20 protein-coding genes are annotated in these 26,360 nt (G+C 61.8%); 5 read left to right on the top strand and 15 right to left on the bottom strand.

Annotation, left to right across the window (positions count from 1 at the left end; genetic code table 11):
* Positions 1-90: 90 nt before the first annotated feature.
* From HY17_RS11405 to gap, 4 genes are all read right to left on the bottom strand, one after another.
* A complete protein-coding gene (locus tag HY17_RS11405; RefSeq protein WP_034766654.1) occupies positions 91-984 on the bottom strand; it encodes a fructose bisphosphate aldolase in 894 nt (297 codons plus the stop codon).
* A 318-nt stretch (positions 985-1,302) separates the two neighbouring features.
* Entirely contained in the window at positions 1,303-2,502 is a 1,200-nt protein-coding gene (gene pgk, locus HY17_RS11410; RefSeq protein ID WP_034766655.1) for a phosphoglycerate kinase, read from the bottom strand.
* 5 nt (positions 2,503-2,507) lie between these two features.
* On the bottom strand, positions 2,508-3,140 hold the full coding sequence (locus tag HY17_RS11415) for a cyclopropane-fatty-acyl-phospholipid synthase family protein (RefSeq protein ID WP_051600017.1): 633 nt from the start codon (positions 3,138-3,140) through the stop codon (positions 2,508-2,510).
* Between the two features lie 22 nt (positions 3,141-3,162).
* Positions 3,163-4,170 (bottom strand): type I glyceraldehyde-3-phosphate dehydrogenase, encoded by a 1,008-nt coding sequence (gap, locus tag HY17_RS11420; protein ID WP_034766656.1) that lies wholly within the window; start codon positions 4,168-4,170, stop codon positions 3,163-3,165.
* 250 nt (positions 4,171-4,420) lie between these two features.
* Between gap and HY17_RS11425 the strand changes: the two genes are divergently transcribed.
* Positions 4,421-5,356, top strand: a complete 936-nt coding sequence (locus HY17_RS11425; protein ID WP_034766658.1) for a DMT family transporter — start codon at positions 4,421-4,423, stop codon at positions 5,354-5,356.
* Between the two features lie 10 nt (positions 5,357-5,366).
* Here HY17_RS11425 and HY17_RS11430 read toward each other — a convergent pair whose 3' ends face one another.
* Positions 5,367-6,539: a CaiB/BaiF CoA-transferase family protein gene (locus tag HY17_RS11430; protein ID WP_034766659.1), complete on the bottom strand. Its 1,173-nt coding sequence runs from the start codon at positions 6,537-6,539 to the stop codon at positions 5,367-5,369.
* Positions 6,540-6,655: 116 nt separating this feature from the next.
* Between HY17_RS11430 and HY17_RS11435 the strand changes: the two genes are divergently transcribed.
* A complete protein-coding gene (locus HY17_RS11435; RefSeq protein WP_158531495.1) occupies positions 6,656-7,735 on the top strand; it encodes a fatty acid desaturase in 1,080 nt (359 codons plus the stop codon).
* Between the two features lies 1 nt (position 7,736).
* Here the strand turns inward: HY17_RS11435 and HY17_RS11440 are convergent, their stop codons facing one another.
* Together HY17_RS11440 and HY17_RS11445 are read right to left on the bottom strand one after the other, a co-directional pair.
* Positions 7,737-9,140: a protein adenylyltransferase SelO family protein gene (locus tag HY17_RS11440; protein WP_034767014.1), complete on the bottom strand. Its 1,404-nt coding sequence runs from the start codon at positions 9,138-9,140 to the stop codon at positions 7,737-7,739.
* 122 nt (positions 9,141-9,262) lie between these two features.
* Positions 9,263-11,590, bottom strand: coding sequence for a TonB-dependent receptor (locus HY17_RS11445; RefSeq protein WP_034766660.1), 2,328 nt, complete (start codon positions 11,588-11,590; stop codon positions 9,263-9,265).
* A 381-nt stretch (positions 11,591-11,971) separates the two neighbouring features.
* Here HY17_RS11445 and HY17_RS11450 point away from each other — a divergent pair, with 381 nt between their 5' ends.
* On the top strand, positions 11,972-14,866 hold the full coding sequence (locus tag HY17_RS11450) for a TonB-dependent receptor domain-containing protein (RefSeq protein ID WP_034766661.1): 2,895 nt from the start codon (positions 11,972-11,974) through the stop codon (positions 14,864-14,866).
* Positions 14,867-14,939: 73 nt separating this feature from the next.
* Here HY17_RS11450 and HY17_RS11455 read toward each other — a convergent pair whose 3' ends face one another.
* A complete protein-coding gene (locus tag HY17_RS11455; protein ID WP_233348766.1) occupies positions 14,940-15,962 on the bottom strand; it encodes an alpha/beta hydrolase in 1,023 nt (340 codons plus the stop codon).
* Here HY17_RS11455 and HY17_RS11460 point away from each other — a divergent pair.
* Positions 15,961-16,608, top strand: coding sequence for a 2-hydroxychromene-2-carboxylate isomerase (locus HY17_RS11460; RefSeq protein WP_034766662.1), 648 nt, complete (start codon positions 15,961-15,963; stop codon positions 16,606-16,608). The two genes, HY17_RS11455 and HY17_RS11460, sit on opposite strands and share 2 nt — an antisense overlap.
* Before the next feature lie 4 nt (positions 16,609-16,612).
* Here the strand turns inward: HY17_RS11460 and HY17_RS11465 are convergent, their stop codons facing one another.
* From HY17_RS11465 to cysQ, 4 genes are all read right to left on the bottom strand, one after another.
* The gene (locus HY17_RS11465) at positions 16,613-17,503 is read right to left on the bottom strand and encodes a hypothetical protein (RefSeq protein ID WP_034766663.1); all 891 of its coding nucleotides are present in this window, start codon (positions 17,501-17,503) and stop codon (positions 16,613-16,615) included.
* 82 nt (positions 17,504-17,585) lie between these two features.
* Positions 17,586-19,445 (bottom strand): AMP-binding protein, encoded by a 1,860-nt coding sequence (locus HY17_RS11470; protein WP_034766664.1) that lies wholly within the window; start codon positions 19,443-19,445, stop codon positions 17,586-17,588.
* Between the two features lie 147 nt (positions 19,446-19,592).
* Complete coding sequence (gene glmM, locus HY17_RS11475; protein WP_034766666.1) at positions 19,593-20,933, bottom strand: phosphoglucosamine mutase; 1,341 nt, start codon at positions 20,931-20,933, stop codon at positions 19,593-19,595.
* Positions 20,934-21,005: 72 nt separating this feature from the next.
* Positions 21,006-21,794, bottom strand: a complete 789-nt coding sequence (gene cysQ, locus HY17_RS11480; RefSeq protein ID WP_034766667.1) for a 3'(2'),5'-bisphosphate nucleotidase CysQ — start codon at positions 21,792-21,794, stop codon at positions 21,006-21,008.
* 134 nt (positions 21,795-21,928) lie between these two features.
* Here cysQ and HY17_RS11485 point away from each other — a divergent pair, with 134 nt between their 5' ends.
* On the top strand, positions 21,929-23,551 hold the full coding sequence (locus HY17_RS11485; protein ID WP_081813111.1) for a caspase domain-containing protein: 1,623 nt from the start codon (positions 21,929-21,931) through the stop codon (positions 23,549-23,551).
* A 3-nt stretch (positions 23,552-23,554) separates the two neighbouring features.
* On the opposite strand, the gene HY17_RS11490 is transcribed toward HY17_RS11485, so the two are convergent.
* From HY17_RS11490 to HY17_RS11500, 3 genes are all read right to left on the bottom strand, one after another.
* Complete coding sequence (locus tag HY17_RS11490; RefSeq protein WP_051600021.1) at positions 23,555-24,439, bottom strand: FKBP-type peptidyl-prolyl cis-trans isomerase; 885 nt, start codon at positions 24,437-24,439, stop codon at positions 23,555-23,557.
* Between the two features lie 95 nt (positions 24,440-24,534).
* Entirely contained in the window at positions 24,535-25,761 is a 1,227-nt protein-coding gene (locus HY17_RS11495; protein WP_034766670.1) for a threonine ammonia-lyase, read from the bottom strand.
* A gap of 132 nt (positions 25,762-25,893) precedes the next feature.
* Positions 25,894-26,295 carry a VOC family protein gene (locus HY17_RS11500; protein WP_034766671.1) on the bottom strand — a complete coding sequence of 134 codons (402 nt, stop codon included), beginning with the start codon at positions 26,293-26,295 and terminating at the stop codon, positions 25,894-25,896.
* Positions 26,296-26,360 lie beyond the last annotated feature (65 nt).

Here is a 26,360-nt window from a genome sequence, read left to right on the forward strand (position 1 = left end):
AAATGCCCGCCATCGGAATGGCGGGCAATATGGCGTTGCGTTGACCGGGAAGTCCAGAGGCAGGAACCCCGCCTCTGCCTGGCCCCGTTATCAGCCGGCCATCGAGGCAGCGCAGATGCTGTCGATGGATGCGGCAAGCGCCGCGTCGAACTCGGCGTCGCTCTGCTGGGCCGAGAGGCCTTCGGTCAGGGCGCGCGAGAAAGAGGCGATCATGCCGGTGTTTTCGGCCAGGCGGCGGCACGCTTCGTCGCGCGAATATCCGCCCGACAGCGCAACCACGCGCATCACGCGCGGATGGTCGACCAGCGGCTTGTAGAGGTTTGCCGTCTCCGGCAGCGTCAGCTTCAGCATGATCTGCTTGTCAGCGCCGAGGGCGTCCAGCTGCTTCAGGATTTCGGCGAGCAGGATGTCTTCCGCTGCTGCCTTGTCGGCGATGGAAATCGTGACTTCCGGCTCGATGATCGGAACCAGGCCGTGGCCCAGGATCTGACGACCGACATCGAATTGCTGTGCAACGACGGCGGCGATGCCTTCCCGATTCGCGGCATTGATGACCGAACGCATCTTGGTGCCGAAAATACCCTTGGCGACGGCGCGCTCCAGCAGGGCGTCAAGGTCCGGCATCGGTTTCATGACCTGAACGCCGTTTTCTTCTTCGGCGAGGCCCTTGTCGACTTTCAGGAACGGCACGACGCTGCGCTCTTTCCAGAGATATTCAGCGGTCGGCACGCCATCGATTTCGCCGTCCATGGTGCGCTCGAACAGGATGGCGCCCATCACCTTGTCGCCATTGAACGCCGGAGACTTGATGATGCGGGCCCGCATGTCGTGGATGAGGCCAAACATCTCTTCGTCGTTCGAGTACGCGTCTTCTTCGATGCCGTAGAGGCGCAGCGCCTTCGGGGTGGAACCGCCAGACTGGTCGAGCGCGGCAATAAAACCCGCCTTCTCTGCTGCCTGCTTCGTCATGGTCTCGTTTGCCATTTCAACTACCGTCATTCTGAATGGATCCTGTGAACAGTGCTAGTTTGCAAAGTTTGGGTTCAAGTACCGTGCCGGTTGGCCGCGTCAACCGCTGGAAAATTCCTGCCGGTTTACCGTGAAATTCGTTCGATTCCGCACCTTATGCCAGTCGATGGCGAGAAATAGGGTGCCTGCTGGTGACAGGGCTGACCCAAAATTGGATTCCGGCTGTGCGCTGGAAATCACAAAAACTGCCCGATCCGTTCGAATCCTGCGCGATTTGCCGCAGGCAGTCCTCAGCCTCAAGAGGACCGCCATGCGAAATTTCGCCGGAAAGGATCAGGCTTTCAGCGCTTCCACCCCCGGCAGCGGCTTGCCTTCCATCCATTCCAGGAAGGCCCCGCCTGCCGTGGAGACGAAGGTGAAGTCCGCCGCCACGCCGGCATGGTTCAGTGCGGCGACGGTGTCACCACCGCCTGCAACAGCGATCAGCTGACCTTCCTTCGCCCGGAGCGCAGCAGCCTTCGCAGCATCGACCGTCGCCTTGTCGAACGGCGTCAGTTCGAACGCGCCGAGCGGCCCGTTCCACACGAGCGTCTTCGCCCGGCCCATGGCGGCAACGAGATGCATGACCGTCATCATGCCAGCATCGAGGATCATCTCATCAGCGGCAACCTCATCGGGCCGGCAGGCGCGGTGCTCGGCATTCGCCTTGAATTCCTTCGCCACGACCACATCGCGCGGTAGCAGGATCTCGCACCCGGCTTCTTCGGCATTCTTCATGATGGTCAGCGCCGTATCGGCCAGGTCATGCTCGCAGAGCGACTTGCCGACATCTACGCCCTGGGCAGCCAGGAACGTGTTCGCCATGCCGCCACCGATGGCCAGCATGTCGACCTTGGAAACGAGGTTCTTGAGGAGGTCGATCTTGGTCGAGACTTTCGCCCCGCCGACCACGGCCATCACCGGGCGTTCCGGCGTGCCGAGCGCTTTCTCCAGCGCGTCGAGTTCGGTTTCCATCGCCTTGCCGGCATAGGCCGGAATAAAGTGCGTTACGCCTTCCGTGGACGCATGGGCGCGGTGCGCGGCCGAGAATGCATCGTTCACGAACAGGTCGCCCAACGCCGCCATGGATTCGGCCAGCGCCGGGTCGTTCTTTTCCTCGCCAGCCTCGAAGCGTGTGTTCTCCATCAGGATCACGTCACGCGGGGCTCGGCTGGTGACGAAGGCCTTCGCCTTCGGGCCGAAGCCGCAGTTTTCAGCAAAATGAACCGGCGCGCCCAGCACGTCGGCAAAGGCTGCCGCGATCGGCTTCAGGCTCATCTCTGGAACGATCTGACCTTTCGGGCGGCCGAAGTGCGCCAGCAGGACAACCTTCGCCCCCTTCCCGCGCAGGGCCTCAACCGTCGGCAGCGCAGAGCGCAGGCGCGTGTCGTCAGTGACCTTGCCGTCCGCCATCGGAACATTGAAATCGACGCGGACAAGGGCGGTCTTGCCGGTCAGGTCTCCGGCATCTTCGATACGGCGGAAGTCGGACATGGGTGTTACTCCGGTTTGCGGAACACGGCGCGCAACAGCGCCGCCGGTCCGGAATGGTAAGGGCCTTCGGAAAGGGTTTCGATACCGGTCATGAACGACACGGCTTCGGCGTCCTTGAAATCGAGGCTGATGTCGGCAGGTGCAAACAACATGTCGAGCACGGGCGGACCGCCGGAATTGTGGGATTTCTGGTAATCGAGCTGTTCCGGAAGGAAACCTTCCAGGAAGACGTGCCCGCCGGGCTTCAGCGATTCCAGCATGAAAGCGTGCAGCGTCGGCCGGAACGGCGATGGTACGTGCAGGAACATGGATGCGATCACGTCATATTCCGTTTTCGGCCAGCTCCATTCGCTGAGGTCGGCTTCGATGCAGGTAACAGAGACGCCGCGGGCGGCGGCGAGGTCTGCGGTCTTGGCGAGACCGGCGGCAGACATGTCCACCGCCGTCACGTCCAGCCCGCATTCGGCCAGGAACACGGCGTCGCGCCCTTCCCCGCAGGCGGGGACAAGCGCGCGCTGGCCTGGCTGCAACAGGTCGCGGAAAGCCAGCAGCAGCCGGCTCGCCCTCTCGCCATAGGCAAAGCCCTGTTCACTGAAGCGAGTGTTCCAGAAATCCTTCGGAATACCCGGCGTCGACACGAACAGGGCTCCTTTGCCTTGCTTAGATGAGTTTCGCCATGGCGAGCGCGGTGTCCGCCATACGGGTCGAGAAGCCCCACTCATTATCGTACCAGGTCAGGATCGAGCAGAAATTGCCGTCCATCACCTTGGTCTGATCGAGGTGGAAGATCGAGGAGTGCGGATCGTGCACGAAGTCGATCGAGACGTTCGGCTGGTCGGTGTAGCCGAGGACGCCCTTCATCGGGCCGTCAGCAGCCGCCTTGATCGCCGCATTGATTTCTTCCGGGGTCGTCTTCTTCTTGGACACGAACTTCAGGTCGACGACGGACACGTTCGGCGTCGGCACGCGGACCGAGATGCCGTCCAACTTGCCGTTCAGTTCCGGCAGGACCAGGCCGACAGCCTTGGCGGCGCCGGTAGAGGTCGGGATCATCGACACGGCAGCTGCGCGGCCGCGATAGAGGTCCTTGTGCATCTGGTCCAGCGACGGCTGGTCGTTCGTGTAAGAGTGGATCGTCGTCATCATGCCCTTCTCGATGCCGACCAGGTCATGCAGGACCTTGGCGACCGGGGAGAGGCAGTTCGTGGTGCACGATGCGTTGGAAACGACGAGGTCGTCCTTGGTCAGCAGGTCGTGGTTTACGCCGAACACGATGGTCTTGTCAGCGTTCGTGGCCGGAGCCGAGACGAGCACGCGCTTGGCGCCTGCTTCAAGGTGGGCCGAAGCCTTTTCCTTGTCGGCGAAGATGCCGGTACATTCCATCGCGATATCGATGTCGAGTTCGCGGTGCGGCAGGTCTTTCGGGTCGCGAATTGCGGTGCAGAGGATTGGCTTGCCATTGATGACGATCTTGTCGCCATCGACCTGGACGTCAGCCGGGAAACGGCCATGAACGGAGTCGAAGCGCAGCAGGTGCGCATTAGTCGCGACCGGGCCAAGGTCGTTGATCGCGGCAACTTCGATGTCCTTGCGGTCGTTTTCGATGATGGAGCGCAGGACCAGGCGGCCAATACGGCCAAAACCATTGATTGCAACGCGAACGGTCATAGAGATTCTCCTCTTGAGGGATGAAAACCGGAAACTTTGGGCGCCCTTTACGACGCCGCGGGCCAGTCGTCCACCCGAAGACGATGCGGCAGGGCGCCGCCAACGCTTCTGTGATCGGACCTCACGGTGAGTAAGGGCAATTGTGCCCACATGTGTGCAAGTTTCGTGCAATATTTGCGTGGACTTCCCCGCCCTGCCCGCCTATCCGGGCCAGCCCGGGGTCCCTCCCCGGATGGAGGACCGTCGGCACATGACGCAGCAGGCAGCTCAGAGCGGCAGGAGGACGGCCAGCGACTGGGCCTTGTTCGTGCTCCTCAGCCTGATGTGGGCGGGCGCCTACCAGTTAACGCGCATCGCCGTCGACAAGGGAAACCCTGATGCCGGATTGCCGGCCGCCTGGGTGCTGGCCGGACGCCTGACCATTGGCGCGGCCGTGCTCTGGGTCATCATGCTGGCCATGGGCCGGCGCCTGCCGCCGCTGAGGGACATTCCACGCTGGCGCACCATCGTGCTGATGGGCCTGACCAGCTCGACCTTTCCCTTTTTCCTGATCACGACGGCCCAGAAGACCGTCAATTCGAGCCTGGCGGCCCTTTATACCGCTGCTGTTCCTCTCTTCGTGGCCATCGGTGCGCACGTCCTGTTCCGGGACGAACGCCTGACCCTCGGCTCGGCGCTGGGCGTGATCACGGGGTTTGCCGGTGTCGCCGTCCTGTTTGGGCCGGATGCGCTGCAGAGCCTCGATTCGGCGAGCACGATTGCCCAGCTCATGCTGATCGGGGCAACCGTCTTCTATGCCCTGTCCAGCCTGCTGGCCCGCGGCGCACCGCCCATGCCGTCGATCAGCTTCGCCACGGGCTTTGTGACCGTCGCGGCCATTGTGACCTGGCCATTCGCTCTCACGGTGGACCCGGCCACGGTCAATGCCGAATGGACCCACTGGGCCGGCGTGGTCGGCCTAGGCATCGTGCCCTCCGCCATCGCGCAGGCACTCTACATGCTGCTGATCGCGCGGACCTCAGCGACCTTTCTGTCGCTGACCGGCTATTCCATCCCGGTCATGGCCGCCGTGCTCGGCTTCTTCCTGTTCGGTGAAACCCAGACCTGGCATGCCATGGTCGCCTTCGCGCTGATCCTGTCCGGCGTCTGGCTTGCCCGTCACGGCGGCGGGGACAAGACCGCCTAGAACCCACTGCCTAAAGCCCAAGGCTCTGCAGCACGGTCTCCGTATCCTCACCAAGGCGCCGCGGCTCCGTGCGTACCGAGGCCGGCGTTTCCGAGAACCGCACCGGATGGCGCATGCTGCGATAGATGCCGGCATCCGGATGGGTGCGCTTTGCGAAGAAGTCGACCGCTTTCATGTGCGGATCGTCCAGAACGTCTTCGACCGTGTTGTAGCGCATGGCCGGGATGTTTGCCGCATCCAGCAGGTCCAGCCACTCCCCCGTCGTCTTGGTCGCCGCGACCTGTTCGATCAGGGCGTAAAGCTCTGTGACGTTCTCCGTCCGGGCCTGATAGGTCGCAAAGCGCGGATCCTCGAACACGCCAGACATGCCGCCAATCTCGAAGAACTGCGCCCATTGCGTGTCGGAGTACGGCACAAGTCCGATATAGCCGTCCCTGGTCGGGTAAGGCTTACGGTTGGGATTGATGGAGCGTGTATAGGCCATGCCATAGGATGGCGGCACGAACGTCTCGCCGTAGAGATTCTCGACCATGTTGAAGAAGGTGAAGGCCTCCAGCATCGGCACCTGCACGAACTGCCCCTGCCCCGTCTTCTCCCGATGATAGAGCGCGGCCAGCGTCGCATAGGCCGCGAACAGGCCAACGGTCTTGTCGGCCACCAGGGACGGTGCATATTCCGGCGCCCCGCCGGAGCGCATGGCGTTCAGCGCAGCAAACCCTGACGCACCCTGGATCAGGTCGTCATAGGCCTGGCGCTTCTCGTACGGCCCGCCTTCGCCAAAGCCGGCGCAGTGGACATAGACGATGTCCGGCTTGATCGCCTTCACATCCTCATAGCCAAAACCCAGCCGCCCCATGCCGGCCATACGCACATTGTGGAAGAAGACATCGGCATCCTTCAACAAGGCCGTCAGCGCCGCCTTGCCCTCGTCGGTCTTGGCGTCCAACTGAACCGAAGCCTTGTTGCGGTTCAGCGCCATGAACAGCGGGCCGAGGTCTCCGGTCGGAGACTTGCCGGCATAGCGCATCATGTCGCCGCCCTTGCCGGCCTGCCCGCTTTCGATTTTCACGACATCTGCGCCAAGGTCCCCGAAGATCAGGGTCGCAAACGGCCCGAGGACGACCGAACTCATGTCAACGACTTTGACGCCAGCCAACGGGCCGGATGCCTTCTCAACGCTCATGTCTCACCTTTGCTTCAGTCTCAGGCTGTCTTTTCTGCGTGATCGGGATGGAAGGTCTCTTCATTACCTGTCAAGCAAATCGAGGTCTTCTTGCAGAGATTGACGGAGGCTTCGCCTTGGACCCGACCTTCACCCGACAGAACCTGAAAAACGCGATTCCGGATCGCTGTTTCCGGCCGGACACGGCCCGGTCCTTTGCCTACCTCTTCTTCGATGTTGCCCTGATTACGCTATGCTACTGGGCGCTGGCCCACACAACCGCATGGTATTTCGAAGTGCCGCTGATCTTCATGCTGGGCACGCTGTTCTGGTCGATCTTCGTGATCGGGCACGAAGCGGGACACGGCGCCTTTTCCCGTTCGCGGCTGGTGAACACAATCGTCGGCCTCGCCACACACGGGCCGATCCTCGTCCCCTATCGCGGCTGGCAGCGCAGCCATGCCATGCACCACATGAAGACCGGGCACCTGCAGGAAGAGGAAGTCTTCCGCGCCTGCCGCGCCGAGCAGGACTGGTTCAGCCGCAAGGTCCTTTTCCGCTCGGGGATCTTCGTCCTGATCGGCTGGCCGATGTACAAGCTCGGCTTTCGCAACATCACCACCTATGACCCGGTCCATGGCAGCCATTACCTGCCCGTCAGCGACCTCTACGCGTCTCACGTGAAATGGTCCTGGTATGCGAGCCTCGCTGTGAACCTGGCTTTCCTTGCGCTCTATGTTTTCCTCGGCATCCAGTTCGGCTGGGTCTTCGCGCTGAAGTACATCATCGCGCCTTATTTCATCTACGCCGCCTGGCTCACTTTCGTGACCTACATGCAGCATGTCGCGCCGGAAGTGCCGGTCTACGACTCCGGTGACTGGTCAGGCCTGAAAGGCGCGCTGGCGACGGTCGACCGCAATTACGGCCCCTTCAACTGGCTGACCCACAATATCGGCAATCTGCACGTCATCCACCACATCTTCCCGACCATTCCGCACTATCGCCTGCAGGAGGCGACCGATGCCGTGCGCCCGGTCCTTGGCGACTGGTACCTGAAGTCAGACCGGTTCGTGCTGACCGATTTCATCCGAACTCTGATCGGTTGTCATTTTGTGGAGCATGAAGACGGCAAGGAAGTGTGGAAGTCTGCCTATCCCTTCGCGAAGAATTATTCCGGACCGAGGCAAGCCGGTCACACGGAACTGCCGGCAGAATAGGTCAGCCCCACCGCGCGATGCGCAGGGCCTCGATGTCGGCCAGTTTCTGCTCATAGGCGGACCAGTCATCCGCCTCCGCAATCAGCGCCCACAGCGCTTCAACCTCATCGATCAGCAATGACGGCGGCGCCGGACGCTGGAAGATGTCATGCGCGAGCCGCTCAGGCAGGACCGGATCGCGCGCAAGAACCTGCGCTTTCACCGGCGCAAACGCGTCTGCCTTATAAAGCGCCACCTGCGGTGACGCAGCAGCGCGGCCCTCGCTTGCCGACCCGCCGAACCAGTCATGAAAAACCTGCGGCCAGACCGCCTCGCTATCCGTCATCCACGCATAGAAGGCCTGAAGGAAGCCGACATCCTCCTCCGCCTCCCCTGCCGGGGCGATCCCAAGCAAGGCGTGCGTGTGTGCCACGAAACTATCCCGATAGGCCGGCTGATAAGGCGCGAGCGCCTTTGCGAGATCGTCGGCATCGGCGCCTGTTGCCAGCAAAGCCGAAGCGAGCTGCTGCAGCGCCCAGCCGCCCTGCACCGGCTGGCGCCCAAACCGATAGAGGCCCTGCTCATCGAAATAGGCCGCAGTGAAGTTCGGGTCCGACACAGGCAGAAAGCGCCACGGCCCGAAATCGAAGGTCTCGCCTGTAATATTGAAATTGTCCGTGTTCATCACCCCATGCACGAAACCGGCCGCCATCCACTGGCCGATCATCTTGCCCGTCGCGACGGCAATGCTCTCAAGCAAGTTGCAGGAACGGCGCGCGAGGTCGGGGTCCGCCGCCTGCGGATGAAACTGGTCCACGCAATAGTCAACCAGCCGGGCTATCTCGGCGCCTTGCTCCAGATAGGCGAGGCGCTGGAAACTGCCGAACCGGACATGGCTGTGCGACAGGCGTGTGAGCACAGCGGATCGCGTCGGGGATGGCTCATCATTACGGGTCAGCTGTTCGCCCGTCTCGATCAGCGCGAAAGATTTGGACGTGTTGACGCCGAGTGCCTCCAGATAGGACGAGGCGAGCACTTCCCGTACGCCGCCCTTCAGGGTCAGCCGGCCGTCACCCTGCCGGCTCCACGGTGTCTGGCCGGAGCCTTTGGTGCCAAGGTCCAACAGCCTGCCCGCCTTGTCGCGAACCTGCGCGAAAAGGAAGCCACGCCCATCGCCAAGCTGGGGATTGTAAACGCCGAACTGGTGGCCGTGATACCGAAGCGCCAATGGCTGGGGGAGGTTTCCGGGCAAGGGGTCGAACCGCCCGAAATGCGCCGCCTGTGCGGCGGCATCCAGATCGCCGAGGCCCACCTCCCCTGCCCAGCGGTCATTCCAGAAGCGGATCTCATGCTTCGGAAAATCAGCCGGATCGACAGGGTCAGACAGGAAATCGGACAGGGCGAGAATCGGGGGCGTGTCAGTCATGCCCTCACTCAGCATCCGCCTGCCCTGCCTGCAAGGGCACACACGCAATGGTGTTTGACGACCGAATGCAAAAGGGGCGGACGTTGCCGCCCGCCCCTCTCGAAAAAGCGTTTCCAGGAAGCCTAGTGCTTCATGGTGATTTCGAAGCCGATGCGGCGGCCCGGAATCAGCGGCGACAGCGTGCCGGCGCCCGGATAGTAGGCGTACGGCGTGTTCACACCCGTCGACAGGTTCGAGCTGCCCGGCACCAGAGCCGAGACGTTTCCGCCGAACGGCAGCTGCGTGTCGTTGCCAGCGGTGACTTCGTCCAGCAGGTTCTTGCCGAACAGAGCCACGGACAGGCCTTCATACGGCGTGTTCCAGGTCAGGTTCGCATCGACCATGTCAGCCGCGTTCATCCAGCCCCAGTTGTTGTCCGTGAAGGCGTTCTTGTCGCGATGCTGGAAGTTGGCGCGCGCAACGAGCGTACCTTTATCGCCCAGGTCGTGGTCATAGATGAACCCGAAGCCATAGGTGGTTTCCGGCACACGCGGCAGATCGAGGGCCAGGTCGCGACCGTTGATCAGGCCGTCGCTGGAGATGTCGTACCAGACGTCGGTATAGTCCGCATCGATCACGCCGACATTGGCGGTCAGCAGCAGGTTGTCGAGCACGGCATAGCGGCCTTCCGCTTCAAAGCCGAGGATCTCGGCATCTGCCGTGTTCAGGATGACCTGAGACACACCGGAAGACGGCGACGGTAGGTTCAGCTCGCGCTGCATGTCCGAGATGTCGTTGAAGAACACAGCCGCATTGAACTGGCCGCGGCCGTCTTCGGTCTGGTGCTTGAAGCCGATTTCATAGCTGTCGACGTTCTCTTCGTCGGTCGCAGCGTCGAGGTTCGGGTTCGGGAAGATCGACAGGAAGAGGGCCGGATCGGTGATACGGAAGTTGTAGCCGCCCGAACGCACACCGTTCGTGTAGTGGGCGTAGACTTGCGACGTATCGTCCAGCTCATACTTGAAGCCGATTTTCGGCGACCAGTTGCTCCAGTCATCCTTGTTGGAGAAGCCGTTCGGCTCACCCGGGACGAACGGGTTGGTGCCCGTCGTCGGACAGGTTGCATCCACAACCGAACACGCAGGACGCGGACGGATGTAGGTGATGTCCGCATCTTTTTCTTCATAGCCATAACGCAGGCCGAAGATGGCCGTCAGACGATCGGTGACAGCATAGTCCACCTGGCCGAAGAGACCGTAGACATTGTGGTCCTGGCCACCGCCACCATAGAAAGTCGCAGCGCTCAGCGTCGGCAGGGAGCGGATCTCGGTGTAGCGGACTTCCTGGGTGAAGTAGAAGCCGCCGACCGTCACTTCAGCCTTGCCGAAAGTACCGGCATAGCGAAGCTCTTCGGAGAACTGCTCCTGCGAGGATTCCGAACCGGAATGGAACAGTGTCAGCGGGGTCGAATCGATGTCGCCCGATGTTTCGCCGTTCACATCACGATAGCCGATGATGTTGGTGATGCGGCCATTGCCGAAGTCGACATCGATGTCGGTCCGCAGCGTGGCGAATGTGGCTTCGCTGTCCTGCAGGCCCGGATTGTTGATCGAGAAGTCGAACGAGTCGCGGTCGAACAGGCCGCGGTTCTGGGCCACAGGGCCGTCACCGCGGGTGTCGAAGCGCTCGACCTTGCCGAGGACAGTGATGTCGTCGGTCGGCATCCACTCCAGGGCACCGCGAACGATGGACGTCTGGGCTTCGCCCTGATTGTCGCCGTTATAAAGGTTCTCGAAGTAGCCGGCGTCGGAGTTGTAGTAGACACCGAGCTTACCGTTGAGCTTGCCTTCGATCAGCGGGCCGGACACGGTCGCCTGAAGGGTGGAGTTTGGGCCGCCACGGCCGTCATCGATCGGCGTCTCAACGCTCGCGCGGGCTTTCCAGCGGAACTCGTCAGTCGGGTTGCCGGTGTTGATCAGGACAGCACCGCCCGTCGTGTTGCGGCCGAACAGGATGCCTTGCGGGCCACGCAGGATCTCAACGCTGTCGAGATCGAACAGGTCCAGCACGACGCCGCTGTTGGTGCCGAGATACACACCATCGACGAAGACGCCGACCGTCGGGTCAATGGACGGAATCGACGAGTTGATGCCGAGGCCGCGGATGGAGAAGTTGGCAACGCCGCGCGACGTGCCGACATCCGTCAGGTTCACGTTCGGGGTCGAGTAGCTGAGCGAGCCGAGGTCGCGCACGTTCAGCGCGTCCAGCGTATCGGAATTGAAGGCCGTCACGGCCACCGGAACGTCCTGGACGTTCTCGACATTGGCTTTCTTGGTTGCCGTGACAGTGACGGTGCCGAGCACCTTGTCGATCGCGGATTCGCGTTCGGTTGTGGTTTCCTGAGCGTGTGCTGCAGACGTCAGAAAAAAGACCGCAGAAGCGGTCGCAAGCAAGCTGTGCTTGAGCGCCATAGTTTCCTCGTTTTGAGTTCAAGTTGATCTGGGAGAAATATTCGGACCCGTTCTCGTGCGGGCTATTTCCAACGTAACAGCGACACCTGAAGCATTCACAGTAGTCTCACAGTCGCACCCGAATATTTTGGCCGAGTGTTACAATAGAGCCACAATTCCCAAATTTTGGGCACCGGAGTGCCCGTTAGTTGCGCAATACGGACACCAAATACGCGAGTGACAACGTTGTTTTAGGGCAATTATTTCGCGGCCGCCCGCTCTTCTGCTGCGCCGCACAATATTTTTTCCTGTTCGAGAGGTCTTAGGTCTGCCTATCCTGCCCCTGCGTGAGAGCAAATCCGGACGCTCAGATCCGGTGCCTCGCACAAACGGAGGAAACAAATGAGACAATCAATTCGGCTGCTGGCGGGTGCGTCAGCGGCATCATTGCTTCTAGCCCTGCCAGCCATCGCTCAGGAAGAAGACGGCTCGGAACTTCGCCAGTCCAAAGTGACGGTGACGGGTTCCCTTATTCAGGGCACCCCGGAAGACGCGGCCCTGCCCGTCGACGTTCTGACCGCGGGCGACCTGAAGCTGGAAGGCAACCCATCGATTACTGAGCTGATCCGGAACCTCGGCGTTTCGTCGGGTGTGGATGGCCAGACCAACCAGTTCTCGTCGAACGGCTTGGAAGGCACTTCGAACATCAACCTTCGCGGCCTTGGACCGGGCCGTACGCTCGTGCTACTCAACGGCCGGCGTCAGGTTTTCCACCCCTACTCCGTCGGTGAGCAGGCACAACTCTTCGTCGATACGAACATGATCCCATCCGCCGCAATCGGCCGGATCGAAGTGCTGAAAGACGGCGCTGCGGCTGTCTACGGTTCCGACGCCATTGCAGGTGTGGTTAACTTCATCACGCGTGATGATCTGGAAGGCTTGGAAGTCGGCGGCTCCTATTCACAGTTTGATGGGTCCGACGGCGACTATGAACTGTCTGCTGCCTATGGTCTCCAAGGCGGTGACTGGAACTGGGTGACTTCGATTGGTTACCAGAAGCGCTCCGAAGTGGCCCTAAACGAAAAAGACTGGGCGATCCGGACCTGGGAGGATAACCCGGTCGGTGGCTGGTCGTCTCTGTCCAATCCGGGCCGCTATGTTGCGCTCGGCGCCACTGGCGTCATCGGAGCACTGAATACAGAGGCTGGCTGCGACGATGTCGGCGGTTTCGTGAACCCCTATGTTCTGAATCGCTGCTACTTCCAGTTCACACAGTACGACAATCTTGTCGAGGAGGAAGAGCGCTACCAGGTCTATTCCGAATATAACCGGACCTTCGGCAATGGCGTGGATATGCACCTAGAGGGCATGTACGGCTATTCGGATGTTCCGACTTGGAAAACCTCCCCATCCTATCCGCCGCAGGAACTTGCTACGCAGGTTGTGCCTGTTACCAGCCCGGGCTTCCAGCAGTATATCGCTGACAATCCGACCGACTTCCCGTCGGGCACGCTTGCAGCGCTGTTCATCGGACGATCTTTCGGCTGGGGCGGCTTCCCTGGCACCGGCTACAGTTCCCAGGAAGGCTTCCGCACGTATGAGACCTACCGTCTCTCCGGTGACCTGTCCGGCCAGTTCAAGAATGGTGTAAACTGGGATACCGCGCTGACCTGGCACAAGACTGAGGGCGAGCGGATCACCAACGACACTTACATTCTCGGCTTCACCGCCGCGCTGAATGGCTATGGTGTCTGTACAGATCCTGCCACCGGCTACGATCCAGCGACCGGAACACAACCGTGGGCAGCTGGCTACACCGGCAGCCTGTCGGCGGGTGCAGGTGGGTGTGAATGGTACAATCCGTTCTCAAACGGCATTCCGGCGAACGGCGTAACCGGCGCCGCCAACCCGACCTATGTCCCGAGCCTGGAAAACAGCGCAACGCTGGCCAACTGGCTGACTGAAGGCGTTGGAACTGTCGTGACGTCCGACCTCATGGTCTTCGATGCGGCGCTCAGCGGCGAAAGCAACGTCCAGGCACAAGGCGGTGCAGTAGGTTACGCCCTTGGCGTCCAGGTCCGCCGCGAAGGCTTCAAGGTTGATCCGAACTCGTTCACTGACCTGACCGTCAGCCCCGGGCCTGGTGGCACTGGTCCGTTCTCTTTCCTTGCGGGTACTACGCCTGCGGATGAAGACCAGACCATCTATGCCGTCTTCGGCGAACTCCAGATTCCGCTATATGACGACGTGAACGTTCAGGTCGCCATGCGCTATGAGGATTATGGCGGCGATGTCGGCTCAACTTTCGACCCAAAAGTTGCTGCCAAATGGCAAGCCACCGACAACCTCGCCCTGCGCGGTTCGGCTCAGACCTCCTTCAAAGGTCCGACGCTCAACCAGCTGACCGGTGTCGGCACGACACTTCAGTTTGTTGCGCCAGCTTCAGCCTTCAAGGCGATTGACCAGTTCGGCAACGCTGCCCTGAAGCCGGAATCGGCCTTCTCCTTCAACCTCGGCGCCCTCTATGAACAGGGCGGCTTCAATGCATCGGTCGATTACTACAATTTCGACTTCTCCGATCCGATCATCGTTGAAGACCAGGCTTCGATCGTGAACGCAGCCATTGCGGCTGTTACAGCGAACGATACCGAAAACCCGATCCTGTCCCGCATCACGTTTGAAGGAGATGATCCGTTAGGTTACAGCACGGCACCCGGGGACAACATCGCCCGTGTCCGCACAAATGTGACCAACGGACCGGACATCAAGACATCCGGTGTCGATCTGCGGGCCCAGAATGAGTGGAACCTTTCCGACGGAATGGACTTCACCATCGGCGGCGAAGCCACTTATATCATTGAGTATGATGTGGCCGACTTCGATATCGAGGGTGTGAGCATCCCGGGCGGGGACCGTGTTGGCCAGTTTAACCGGTCGAACTTCTCCCGCTCCCTGCCGCAATGGAAAGGCAACCTGTTCGCTAATCTGGCAATGGGTGACCACAACTTCCGCGGCGTGATCCGTCACATCGACTCTTATGACGATGAGCGCGGGACACCAAATCTGCAGGGTGCCTTTACGGGTGGCCCGTCGAAGATCGACAGCATGACGACGCTGGACCTGTTCTATAACTGGGAAGCGCCTTATGGCTTCGATTTTGGCCTCAGCGTTGTGAACGTGACGGACGAAGACCCGCCGCTGGCCTATTTCGACGTCAGCTACGACCCGTACACCCACAACCCGTTCGGGCGGACGTTCAAGATCAGCTTGAAGAAAAAGTTCGGACCCGGAGAGTAATTCTCTCCTGAAAGCCGACACAACTGGGCGGTCCTTCGGGACTGCCCTTTTTCTTTGTTTGCGCGGAAAAGTGTCAGATGGCGCCGAGCGCCCGTCCGGTCACCTGCCCCGCATCGCGGATGGCGATCCGGATCGTATCCGACAGGGCTGTCAGGTTCATGAAGCCGTGCACCATGCCAGGATATTCCCGCACCGTCACCGGCACGCCGAAACTGGCCATCTTGTCGGCATAGGCGAGACCTTCATCGTGCAGCGGGTCCCAGCCGCACAGAACGAAATGCGCTGGCGGCAGGCCGCGGAAGCAGTCTTCCGGGGCAAACAATGGCGAGACGCGGATATCCATCCGGTCTTCCGGCGTGGCGAGATAGGCATCGCGGAAAAATTCGAACAGATTTGCTGAGATGAAAAAGCCGCTTTCATTGAACGGCATCTTCTTTGTACGGATATCTGCAAATTGGACCAGCGGATAGAGCAGCAGCTGGAAAGCCGGCGCAGGCCCGCCCGTCCGGTTCATCTCCTGGGCCAGAAAAGCAGAGAGATTGCCGCCCGCACTGTCGCCGGATACGGCCAGACGTTCCGGGTCGAGCCCCAGCATGTCGGCATGGTCCTGCACCCAGTGCCAGACGTTCAGCGCATCCTCATGCGCAGCGGGAAATTTGTGCTCCGGCGCCAGGCGGTAGTCGATGGAGACGACCCGGCACCGGGCCCCTTCCGCCAACCGCTTGCAGAGCATGTCATGGCTTTCCAGGTCTCCGATCACGAAGCCGCCGCCATGGAAGAAGAGAATGCCCGGCCTCGGCGCGATGCCCGCGCCGAGCGGAGTGTAGACACGGGCTTTCACCTTCCCTTCCCCGGACGGCACCATCATGTGGGATATGTCCGCCATTTCCGGGGCGTCTTTCTCGATCGCTTGGCTGGCCACGTAGAACTGGCGGCGCAGCCGGTCGGCCGTGACTTGCCAGTCCAGACCCTTGAGGTCGGGCATGGTGAACCGGTCGAGAAACTGGCGGAGGGTCTGGTCGAGTGTCATGGCGGGCAAGATGGTATCGAAATTGGTTCTTGTGAAGGCGGCACGAAGGCGGCAAACTATTGGCATGAGAACTGTCGATGTCTTCTGGTCGTTCCGCTCGCCATATTCCTATCTGGCAACGAAGCGCCTCCGCGCCCTCCCCTCAAAGTGGGATGTGCGTGTTCGCCCGCGTCCGGTCTATCCGATTGCGATTCGCACGCCCCATTTCTTCGAGGAAGTTCGTCCCCAATGGGTGCCTTACCTGCTGCGCGATTTCGTCAGGAACGCGCAGTATCTGGGCCTGCCCATCGGACCGTTGAACCCGGATCCCGTGGTCATGAACATGATGACACGCGAGATCTCGCCCGAGCAGCCCTATATCGGCCGGCTCACCCGGCTCGGCATCCTCGCCTGCGAGAAAGGCGACGAAGAAGGCTGGGCCTTCATGGACGAGGTCTCCACCCTGATCTGGTCCGGCGGCGCCTGGACCGAGGGCGCGGCCATGAAGGAGGCGGCCGCCCGCGCCGGCTTCGATCTCGATGAGATGGATGCCCGCCAGGAAGCCGAGAAAGACCGGCTGGAGGCCGTCATCGCCGAAAACCAGGCCGAACAGGACCCGCATCATTGGGGCGTGCCGCTCATGGTGTTCGAAGGCGAGGCCTTTTTCGGCCAGGACCGGATCGACCTGCTGGAATGGCGCCTCGGCGAAGCGGGCGTCGCCCGCAAGGACTGACGCCTCAGAAGCCGACGCCGGTCCGGAAGGCCGACGCGCCGTTTTCTTCCAATTGCCGGGCCCCTTCTGCAAGAAGGCGGCCTTTGGTTTCCTGCGGCAGGGTTTTCGCTGCCGTCACCGCCGTTGCGCCGAGATTGCAGACATTCACGCCCTTCAGGGCCTTCTTTGCATCCTCGCCGGATTGTAGCGACACTATGATGGGCAGCACATCCGGATCGGCCATGATGGACATGACCATGCCTTGCAGGGCGGCCTCGTCGGCGCGAGTCATCTCTCCGCGTGTCACCGGATGTTCGCGCGCATCCTCGATGGCAACCATCAGGCCAGTCATCACGTCATAGGAATAGTCCCTGAGCGGGGCCTTGAACGCCGCCATCGACTGCTCGAAGTCGGCCGGCTGCCTGAACTCCATGTCGGCAAGATCGGAATACCGGCTTGCATCGCACCATTTGCTGCGTTTGCGCGACGCGGTGCGCAGGCGGTCACGCGTCATGTCCAGAATGTCGTCGAGGTGTTTCGTATCAGCGTTCGCCAGGTCACCGGCATGGTCACGCAACACGGTCTCGGCATGGGCCATGACAAGCGTGGTGACCGCTTCGTCATCCAGCTTGCCCGCGCTGGAGATTTTGCCGGAAAGCGCCATCTGGGCCTCTGGGTCCACCTTGCCGAGGGCGATAAAATACGCCTCGGCTGCTTCACCTGGCAGGTTTGGCATGTTGATCGTGACCGACGATACCCGGTCACCAAGCGGCGTGTCCTTGCCCGCAGCCTTGTGCGGCAGGCTGAGCACGGCGAAGAACGCGCCGCACACGACAACGAGAGTTACTAATGCGAACAGCGCATTCTGCTGGCCGGACGCAGACGCAGTGTTTGCCTTGCGCGCGTCGAAGGTCATGATCTCTCCCCACGAAAATCCGAGAAGAGTGCTACCGAGAAAAGCCTTCCAACGACTTAAGCGTGCAGACTTTCTACCCTCCTCAGAGCGAGATGACGCCCTGCCCTGGCGGATTGGCGAACAATGCCGCGACCAGATCTGCCCGGCGGGCCTGCACGAGGCGCTGGTTCACATAGCCCTTGTCCGTGATTTCACCTGCATCGACGCTCGGCGGTTCGGTCATGATCATGACCCGGCGGATCCGGCGGGATGAGCCCGGCTCACCCGCATTGAAGGCAGCGGTTTTCTTCGCCAGCCGCTCGGTCAGTACACCGAAGGCCGCCATCAGGTCGCCATTGTTCTCCTTGACCAGCTGCTCCATCCCAGCCGGGGACGGCCAGACGAGCGCACCGATCACATCCTTGTCCTGCCCGCAGATCACGGCATCGAAGATCAGCGGTGAACAGGCCGCCACATAGTCCGGACGCAGCGTCCCGACGCTGACCCAGGTGCCCGAGGAAAGCTTGAAGTCCTCCCCGACCCGGCCGTCAAAGATCAGGCCCTTGTTCGGGTCTTCCTCGTCGACGAACTTCACCGCATCGCCGAGGCAGTAATAACCTTCCTCGTCGAACACTTCGGCATTCTTCTTCGGATCATTGTGATAGCCGGGCATGACCGACGGGCCTTTGACCCGCACTTCCAGCTTGTCGCCGTTCGGCACCAGCTTCAGTTCCGATCCTGGCAGCGGCAGGCCGATCAGACCCACGCGCTCAGCCTCCCAGTGCACCACGGTGATGCCCTGCGTTTCGGTCGCGCCATACATGGTAATGATCGGAATGCGTTTGCCGGTCGCCTTGATCGCCAGCGCCTGCAGGCGGTCGTAGAGATCGTCCGACAGGGTCGCCCCGCCATAGCCGATGGAGCGCATGTTCTTGAAGAACGCCATCAGCAGGTCATCATCGGCTTCCATCGCCTCGGCCAGCATGGCGAGCGCAATTGGCGCCGTGCCGAACACGGACGGCGAGCATTCGCGCACATTGCGGATCGTCTCATGGAACAGGGCCGGCGTCGGCTTGCCGCCATCGATCCAGAAAGTCGAGCCGTTCCACAGCGCGCCATTGAAGTTCACATTGGAGCCGGAGATGTGGTTCCAGGGCAGCCAGTCGAGAAGGTTTTCGACCGCGTCCGGATCATGGTCGGGATCACGGGACATATCGCGCAAGCCCTCTTGCCCCGCGATCATGGAGCACATCGCGCCCTGTGTCGTCGGCACCGGCTTCGGCATGCCGGTCGAACCGGAAGTGAAGAGATACTTTCCAATGCTGGCATCGGTCAGCTGGTCGCGGGCTTCGCGCACGGCCGCTGTCGGCTGGGTCGTCGCCAGTTCGTCATAGGACAGGACCGTATTGTCCCCGCCCGCATCAGCGGAGAAGACCTTGCAGTCATCGCACGCCAGCGCCGCAATCGCGTTCTTGAACGGCTCCAGCGTCTCGACGAAGATCACTCTGGGGTTCACGGCATTGAAGCAGTGCTTCAGCTTTTCGAAATCAGTGGACATGGTGGAGTATGGCACCGAGATCGGCGCGGCCGGTGCGCCAATTTTCTGTGCAGCAAGGATCACCATGGCCGACCGGATCGAGTTCCCGGACAGGATCATCACCGGCGCATCAGGCCCTGCCCCCATGTTGAGGAAAGCCTGCGCGAGGCCGTCCGTGATGCGGGCCGCCTCGCCATAGGTGACGGTCACCCATTCATCGGTTTCAGGGTCACGCTCTTTCAGGAACGGGCGGTCAGGATGTTCAGCGGCGCGCTCGTCCAGACAATGCGGAATGGTCCGCGGGCGCAGACCCGGTGCCTGGCGGGCGGAAATGTAACGGACCCCACCCGGCGCGGTGCGCATCTCGACATCGGGTGTCTTCTGCGGCAGCGGGCGGAAAGGCGGCAGCTCGGTCGCATCGGCCATGCGGTGTTTCTCCCAGAACCTGTTATCGTTTCGCCAGATGATAGGCGATCAGGTCGGAGAGGCAATTCGTTCCCCAACGAAAGGCGGGAGGGTGTGACCGAGGGGCAATCCCCCGCGTCAATGGAGGGGCGTCAATCAGTGCGTTAATCAGGCTTCGGCCTCGACGGCCTCCACCACATCGTCCAGCGCCCGTTTCATCATGGCTTCTTCCAGCGCTTCGGCCATGACCCGAATCAGCGGTTCAGTGCCTGATTTGCGGACAACCAGCCGCCCCTTCTCCCCCATCTCCGCTTCCGCCCGGGCGATGGCAGACTTCACCCGCTCGGTTTCCAGCGGGTTGGTCCCCGCATAGCGGATATTGACCAGTTCCTGCGGAGCAGGCTCGAATACCCGTCCGACTACGGATGCCTTCTTCCCGGTCCGTGCCAGAACTTTCAGCACCTGCAGCGCTGCCAGCAGACCGTCCCCCGTGGTCGAAACATCCGACAGAATAATGTGACCGGACTGTTCGCCGCCGAGATTGAAGCCGTGCGCGCGCATGTGCTCGCCGACATATCGGTCGCCCACCTTGGTGCGTGCGAGTGTCAGGCCAAGGCCTTTCAGATACTCCGCCAGCCCCATATTCGACATGACGGTCGCCACCATGCCGCCGCCCTTGAGGCGCCCGGTGTGGAACAATTCGGTCGCGATCAGCGCCATCACCTGGTCGCCATCGAGTTCCTCGCCCAGCTCGTCGATTACGATCAACCGGTCGGCATCGCCGTCGAAGGCGATCCCGATATCGGCCTTGCTGTCCAGCACGGCTTTCGTCAGGGCCTTTGTGTCCGTCGAACCGACCCCGGCATTGATGTTCACCCCATCGGGCGACACACCCATGACGGTGACGTTACAGCCGAGCTTCCGCAGCGCGTCGGGCCCTGCCCGGTAGGCCGCACCATTCGCACAATCCAGCACGACGTTCAGCTTTGAAAAGTCTGCTTCCGCCTCAACCGCTTCCAGGCATCGATCGACATAGCGGCGCACGCCCTCTTCCATCTGGCGGGGCTTTGCCACTTCCGTCGGAGCCGCATAGCTGCCTTCGAAGGCGTCGAACATCTCGGTCTCGAGCTTTTCCTCAACCTCGTCAGTGAACTTCACGCCCTCCGGCGAGAACAGCTTCAGGCCATTGTCCTGGAACTTGTTGTGCGAGGCGGTCACCATCACGCCGAAGGCCGCGCCGGTTTCCCGCGTCAGCAGGGCCACCGCCGGGGTCGGAACGACGCCGACGCAGACCGACGTCAGGCCCATGCTGCTGAGCCCAGCCACGATGGCCGCTTCGAGCATCTCGCCGGAACGGCGCGTGTCCCGGCCAATGATCACATCCCGTCCGCCGTCAGGCGCAAAGGTGCGCGCCGCAGCGATGGACAGGCGCAGCGCCGTCTCAACGGTCATGGGCTTCTGGTTTACGCGGCCGCGGATTCCATCCGTGCCGAAGAACTGACGTGCCATGGTGATACTCCCTGACAGAACAGGTCGCAGGAAAAGCTGGAGAAAACGATACCGGATCGTGGCAGGACTATGTCAGACCGGGGACACGCCGCCATACACAATAAAATACGGATTATCATAGCCGCGTTCGCGCTTGCCATAGAGGAGCGGCGCGCCTTCCTCCGTCAGCACGCGGCCGCCCGCCGCCTCCACGACTGCCTGCCCGGCCGCAGTGTCCCATTCCATCGTCCGACCCATGCGGGGATAGAGATCCGCCTCGCCCGCGGCGATCAGGCAGAATTTCAGGGACGAGCCTGCTCCCTTGATGTCAGCGACGGTGTATTTTTCCAGATAGGCATCGGTTTCCGGCGTGCGGTGGGATTTCGAAGCCACCGCGGTAACGCCCGCCTCCGGCACCTTTCTAATGCGCAGCGGGGTGCGCTCGGCCGGCACGTCTGCGCCCGGCGCCGCCTCGGCCTGCCAGGCGGAATTGTAGGCGTCCGCCACGAAGAGACGCGACAGGGCCGGCGCGTAAACAACGCCCATGACCGGTCGGCCGTGCTCGATAATGGCGATGTTCACCGTGAACTCGCCATTCTTGTTGATGAATTCCTTGGTCCCATCCAGCGGGTCGACCAGGGCGAACCGGGCCCCATGTTCCGGCATCTGTCCGGCGGCCATGGCCTCTTCGGCAATGACTTTCAGGTCCGGATCGGCCTCGGCCAGCGCCTTCAGGATCAGCGCCTCGGCTTTTTCGTCGGCCAGAGTGACCGGAGAGTCGTCGCCCTTCCGGTTGAAATCGAAATCCCCTTCATAGATCTCCATGATCAGTTTGCCCGCATCCAGTGCGATGCGCGCCAGCGTGTCACCCGTAATCGCCAAACCTGTTCTCCTGATAGAAATCCGGCGCCCTTCCTGTCAGCCCCGTCTGCGATAGGCAAGCCCGCAGCGGCGACATTGACTGGCGCGCGCCTCTACGAGACGATTAACCCTCGTGAGATGAGTGGAGTGGGAACATGATTTCACGCCGGCACATGCTCTTGCTTGGAGGCGCCGCCGCGATGCCCTGGCCCGGCCGGGCGCAAGGCACCCGCAAACCGCGCCACGCGCTGGTCATCGGCAACGCGGCCTATTCCGAGGGCATCGGGACGCTGGCCAATCCGGTCCGGGACGCTCACCTTGTGGCCGAAGGCATCATCGAGTGCGGTTTCTCGCTGGTGACGGGCGATGTGGTGAAGGATGCCGGCCGGTCGGAAATGATGTCGGCCTTCCGTGACTTTGTGGATGCGATGCAGGCCAGCGGGCCGGAGGCGACCGGCTTTGTCTACTATTCCGGCCATGGCGCCGCCCGTGAGGGCGAGGGCAATTTCCTGATCCCGGTCGAGGATGCCGCGGTGCTGGACGAAGCGCTGTGGGATGATTCCGTCTCGCTGGACTGGGTGATGGGCAAACTGACGGACTGCCCTGGCCCGACTGTCCTCTCCATCGATGCCTGCCGCAATGTACTGAAGCTGCCGGAAGCCGAACGCGCGCTTGGCGGCGGGGAATCCTTCCGGGGCCTGCGTCGCACTGCCGGCAGCGCGGAAGAACGCAACATGTTCATCTCCTTCGCCACATGGGAGGGCGAAACGGCCAGCGACGGGCGTGCCGATGACAATAACGGCCCCTATGCAAAGGCGCTCGGCACCCGGCTGCTGGAGCCCGCCGTGACCGTGCGCGACATGTTCGAGAATGTCCGCCTCGACGTGCTGGAAATGACCCTGCAGCGGCAGGAGCCGATGAATTTGTCGCGCCTGCAGCGCCGGTCCAGTGACATCAAGATTGGTTCGTGGAGCCGTGCGCCGGGCGCGCCCAGGTCGCCGGTCAGCCAGAACCCGCTGCGCGTCGCGCTCGTCTTCTCCAATGACTATGCCGGAAGCGGAGACTACACTCTGCCGAACACACATGCGGACGGTGTGAAAGTTGCCAGCGCTCTCGGCGAGAGCGGCTATGCGGTGCACCATATCCGGAATGCAGACCTTGAGGGCTTCCAGAACGGACTCACCATGCTGCAGAACGCGCTGAACGCTGCCGGCCCTGCCAGCGTCGGCGTTGTCTATTTCGCCGGATACGGAGCTTCCCTGTTTGGGGAAGACAATTACCTGATCCCGAACGGTCCCCTGCCCCGCAACGAAAGCGAAGTGGTCGAGCGGGGCGCAAAGCTGCAGGACGCGGTCGAATTCCTGGAAGCGTCGAAAGCGCAGGCCGTCATCCTGATGGTCGATTGCGGGCGCAAGTACGACTCGCCCATGGAAACCAAGGGGCTGGAGCCCGGCTTTGCAGACTATACCTCAGACGCCAATGTCGTGATCGCCTATGCCGACGAGCCCGGCACCACAAGGCCGGATGCAACCGGACCCTCCATCTTCGCCGACGCGTTCGCCAGCCGCATCCTGTCGCCCGACCGGATCGACATCAACAAGGTGATGCTGCAGGTCAGCGGCGACGTGATCGCCGCCACCGCCAGCCAGCAGCAGCCCTGGTTCCAGACTTCCGTCCGCCTGCCCATCTTCTTCCGGGCAGATGTGGAGGAGCCGGCGCCGTACCTGCCGCCGATGATGGTGGAAGACTCCCCACCAATCGACCCCGACCCTCTCTGAGGATCAGTTCAGCACGTCTGCCAGTTCAACCTCGAAGACGAGATCGGAATCCGGCGGGATCGGGCCGCCCGGCGTGCCTTTCTTGCCATAGGCGAGGTCTGACGGGATGTAGAGCAGCCAGCGGTCGCCGGGTTTCATCATGGAAAGCGCCTCGACCCAGCCGCGGATCAGGCGGTTGGACGGGAAGACTTCCGGCGCGCCGCGCTGGAAGGCGCTGTCGAACATTTCGCCTGTCTCGGCGAGACGGCCTTCATAATAGACGACGACTTCCTGCCCGTTCACCGGGCTGGCGCCGCCTTCGTCCCCGCTGGCCAGAACAACATATTCGAGGCCGGAGCCGGTCTTCTTCACGTCCGGTGCTTCATGGTCCCACGGCGTGTACTTTTCCCAGGCGGCGGTATCGACGGATTTCGGCTCCATCAGGTCCACCAGGTCGACCAGGAAGACGAGGTCGTCGCCGGCCTTGATCACCGCGCCCCGGTCCGAATTGCCATAAGCCAGCTTGTTCGGGACGTAGAACAGGTACTGGTCACCCTCGTGCATCTTCTGCAGGCCGATGGTCCAGCCGGGGATCACCTGGTTCAGGCGGAACATGGCCGGCTGGCCGCGATCGAAAGAGGAGTCGAACTTGTCGCCATTTGCCGTGCGGCCTTCATAGTTCACGCGTACCAGGTCGCTGACGCCGGGGCTCGCGCCCTTGCTGTCCCCTTCCCGGATCACGATCCATTGCAGGCCGGACTCGTCGGTCTGGACGCCCTTGGCATCGGGGTTCCATGGCAGGTGCTGTTCGAACACGGTGTCGACATCGGTCGGTGCCTTGCTGCCACCACTACAGGCAGCAATCAGGGCAAAGGCCGCACTGGCGGCAACAGCGAGGATGCGCTTCATCTGGAGGCTCCGTTCAGGCTTTCAGTTTGGATCCGGGTCTAGGCCGCTTCCGGGGCGAAGTCACCCGCCCCGGCCAGCCTCTAACATTACAGATGTCACATGCTGCGCGGCGGGTAGCCGGCCAGGGTTAACGCCTCGACCACTTCCTGCGTGTGCTGGCTGTCGCGGGTCTCGATCAGGATGTCGAACTCAGCGCCCTTGGCCGGCACGTCCAGCGCGATACGATTGTGCGCAACTTCCATGATATTGGCCCCGGCATCACCGATGATCTTGGAGACCAGCGCCAGGAGGCCAGGCCGGTCGTCGCCGATGATACGGATGCGGGCCAGCCGGTTCTCGCGCACCAGCGCCCGGGTCAGCACAGAAGCGAGCAGCCGTGTGTCGATATTGCCGCCGCACAGAACGACCCCGACCTTGTGGCCGCTGAAGCGTGCCGGATGGGCCAACAGCGCGGCAAGCCCTGCGGCGCCTGCGCCTTCGGCAATGGTCTTCTCGACCTCGACATAAAGCGTGATCGCACGCTCAAGGTGCGCTTCTTCAACGAGGACGATATCGTCCACCAGCTGGCGGGCGATCTCCAGCGGCATCCGGCCGACATCCTTGACGGCGATGCCCTCGGCGATGGTCGAGCCGCCGACATGAACAGGCTCACCGGCGAGTTCCTGCTTCATCGCCGGATACATCGCGGCCTCGACGCCAATGACGCTGATCTCCGGATTGAGCCCGCGGGCCGCCACGGCAGACCCGGCGACCAGGCCGCCGCCGCCGATCGGGATGACCAGCATGTCGAGGTCCGGCTTGTCCTCCAGCATTTCCAGCGCGACCGTGCCCTGCCCCGCGATGATGTGCGGGTCGTCGAACGGGTGGATGAAGGTCAGCCCTTCGCGCTGTTGCACATTATAGGCTTCGGCCTTGGCCTCATCGAAGTTCAGGCCCTTCAGCAGGACGCGGCAGCCGTGCGACCGGGTCTGCTCGACCTTCGTGAAGGGCGTGGTTTCCGGCATGACAATGGTTGCCGGGATGCCGAGGCGCTTGGCGTGATAGGCCACGCCCTGGCTGTGATTGCCGGCAGAGGCCGCGATGACGCCGACCTTCTTCTGCTCATCGGACAGGGACGACAGCCGGTTCAGCGCGCCACGCTCCTTGAAGGCGGCGGTATACTGGTGGTTCTCGAACTTCACCCACACTTCCGCGCCGGTGATATCCGACAGCGTGCGCGAATGCCGGAACGGCGTCCGTTCGACCTGGCCTGCAATAATCATTGCAGCGGCTTTCACATCATCCAGTGTGACGGGAAGGCTTGGGCGCTGCGTATCGGCCATGGTTTCAGGTCCTCGGGGTTAAAGCGCGCGCACCCTATGCCTGAGGGGGTAGAAGAGCAAGCGGGATGGGTAGTTCAGGGACATCGCGCCAGTTCGCCCGAGGGAGCGGTTATCAGGAAGCAGTCTTGCCGCTCAGGTCCCGAAAAAATTCAGTTCGATGAGCACGCCGTTCGGCTCCATGAAGAAAATCTGCTTCAGGTTCACCGATGGAATGTCATTCAGCTTGTAATCGACACCGTGCCTTTCCAGCCGCTCCCTGAACGCGTCATGGCCGCTGCAATTGAGCGCGATATGATGGATTGCACCCGTCGTAGGACCGGCCTGCGTTTCCCGAACATATGCCTGCGGTGCTTGCTTGGAGTTGATGTGGAAAATGGCGCGGTCATTGACATCGTAGAGCCACTGATAATGTTCAGGCGGTAGCGGCGGCGGTGCATCCCGCACATCGAGGTCGAACACATCGACCAGAAAGCCGATCGTGCCCTTCATGTCGTCCGTGATGATGTTGACGTGATCCAGCGCGTTGATCTGCATCGCTCATTCCTCCTCCGTGCCTCAGCCACTATGCACGAATTCTGCGGAATGTCCGCAGGCGATCC

This window comes from Hyphomonas sp. CY54-11-8, from assembly GCF_000682735.1.
Lineage (GTDB): Bacteria > Pseudomonadota > Alphaproteobacteria > Caulobacterales > Hyphomonadaceae > Hyphomonas.

What these genes read in the sequence shown, in the direction of transcription:
- HY17_RS11430 (WP_034766659.1), bottom strand. Translation starts at nt 6,539, where the DNA reads ATGAGCGTTGAGAAGGCATCCGGCCCGTTGGCTGGCGTCAAAGTCGTT.
- HY17_RS11470 (WP_034766664.1), bottom strand. Translation starts at nt 19,445, where the DNA reads ATGGCCGATGCGACCGAGCTGCCGCCTTTCCGCCCGCTGCCGCAGAAG.
- HY17_RS11450 (WP_034766661.1), top strand. Translation starts at nt 11,972, where the DNA reads ATGAGACAATCAATTCGGCTGCTGGCGGGTGCGTCAGCGGCATCATTG.
- HY17_RS11465 (WP_034766663.1), bottom strand. Translation starts at nt 17,503, where the DNA reads ATGACCTTCGACGCGCGCAAGGCAAACACTGCGTCTGCGTCCGGCCAG.
- HY17_RS11405 (WP_034766654.1), bottom strand. Translation starts at nt 984, where the DNA reads ATGGCAAACGAGACCATGACGAAGCAGGCAGCAGAGAAGGCGGGTTTT.
- HY17_RS11500 (WP_034766671.1), bottom strand. Translation starts at nt 26,295, where the DNA reads ATGCAGATCAACGCGCTGGATCACGTCAACATCATCACGGACGACATG.
- pgk (WP_034766655.1), bottom strand. Translation starts at nt 2,502, where the DNA reads ATGTCCGACTTCCGCCGTATCGAAGATGCCGGAGACCTGACCGGCAAG.
- HY17_RS11490 (WP_051600021.1), bottom strand. Translation starts at nt 24,439, where the DNA reads ATGAAGCGCATCCTCGCTGTTGCCGCCAGTGCGGCCTTTGCCCTGATT.
- glmM (WP_034766666.1), bottom strand. Translation starts at nt 20,933, where the DNA reads ATGGCACGTCAGTTCTTCGGCACGGATGGAATCCGCGGCCGCGTAAAC.
- HY17_RS11455 (WP_233348766.1), bottom strand. Translation starts at nt 15,962, where the DNA reads ATGCCAATAGTTTGCCGCCTTCGTGCCGCCTTCACAAGAACCAATTTC.
- HY17_RS11425 (WP_034766658.1), top strand. Translation starts at nt 4,421, where the DNA reads ATGACGCAGCAGGCAGCTCAGAGCGGCAGGAGGACGGCCAGCGACTGG.
- HY17_RS11485 (WP_081813111.1), top strand. Translation starts at nt 21,929, where the DNA reads ATGATTTCACGCCGGCACATGCTCTTGCTTGGAGGCGCCGCCGCGATG.
- HY17_RS11445 (WP_034766660.1), bottom strand. Translation starts at nt 11,590, where the DNA reads ATGGCGCTCAAGCACAGCTTGCTTGCGACCGCTTCTGCGGTCTTTTTT.
- HY17_RS11460 (WP_034766662.1), top strand. Translation starts at nt 15,961, where the DNA reads ATGAGAACTGTCGATGTCTTCTGGTCGTTCCGCTCGCCATATTCCTAT.
- HY17_RS11495 (WP_034766670.1), bottom strand. Translation starts at nt 25,761, where the DNA reads ATGGCCGATACGCAGCGCCCAAGCCTTCCCGTCACACTGGATGATGTG.
- gap (WP_034766656.1), bottom strand. Translation starts at nt 4,170, where the DNA reads ATGACCGTTCGCGTTGCAATCAATGGTTTTGGCCGTATTGGCCGCCTG.
- HY17_RS11440 (WP_034767014.1), bottom strand. Translation starts at nt 9,140, where the DNA reads ATGACTGACACGCCCCCGATTCTCGCCCTGTCCGATTTCCTGTCTGAC.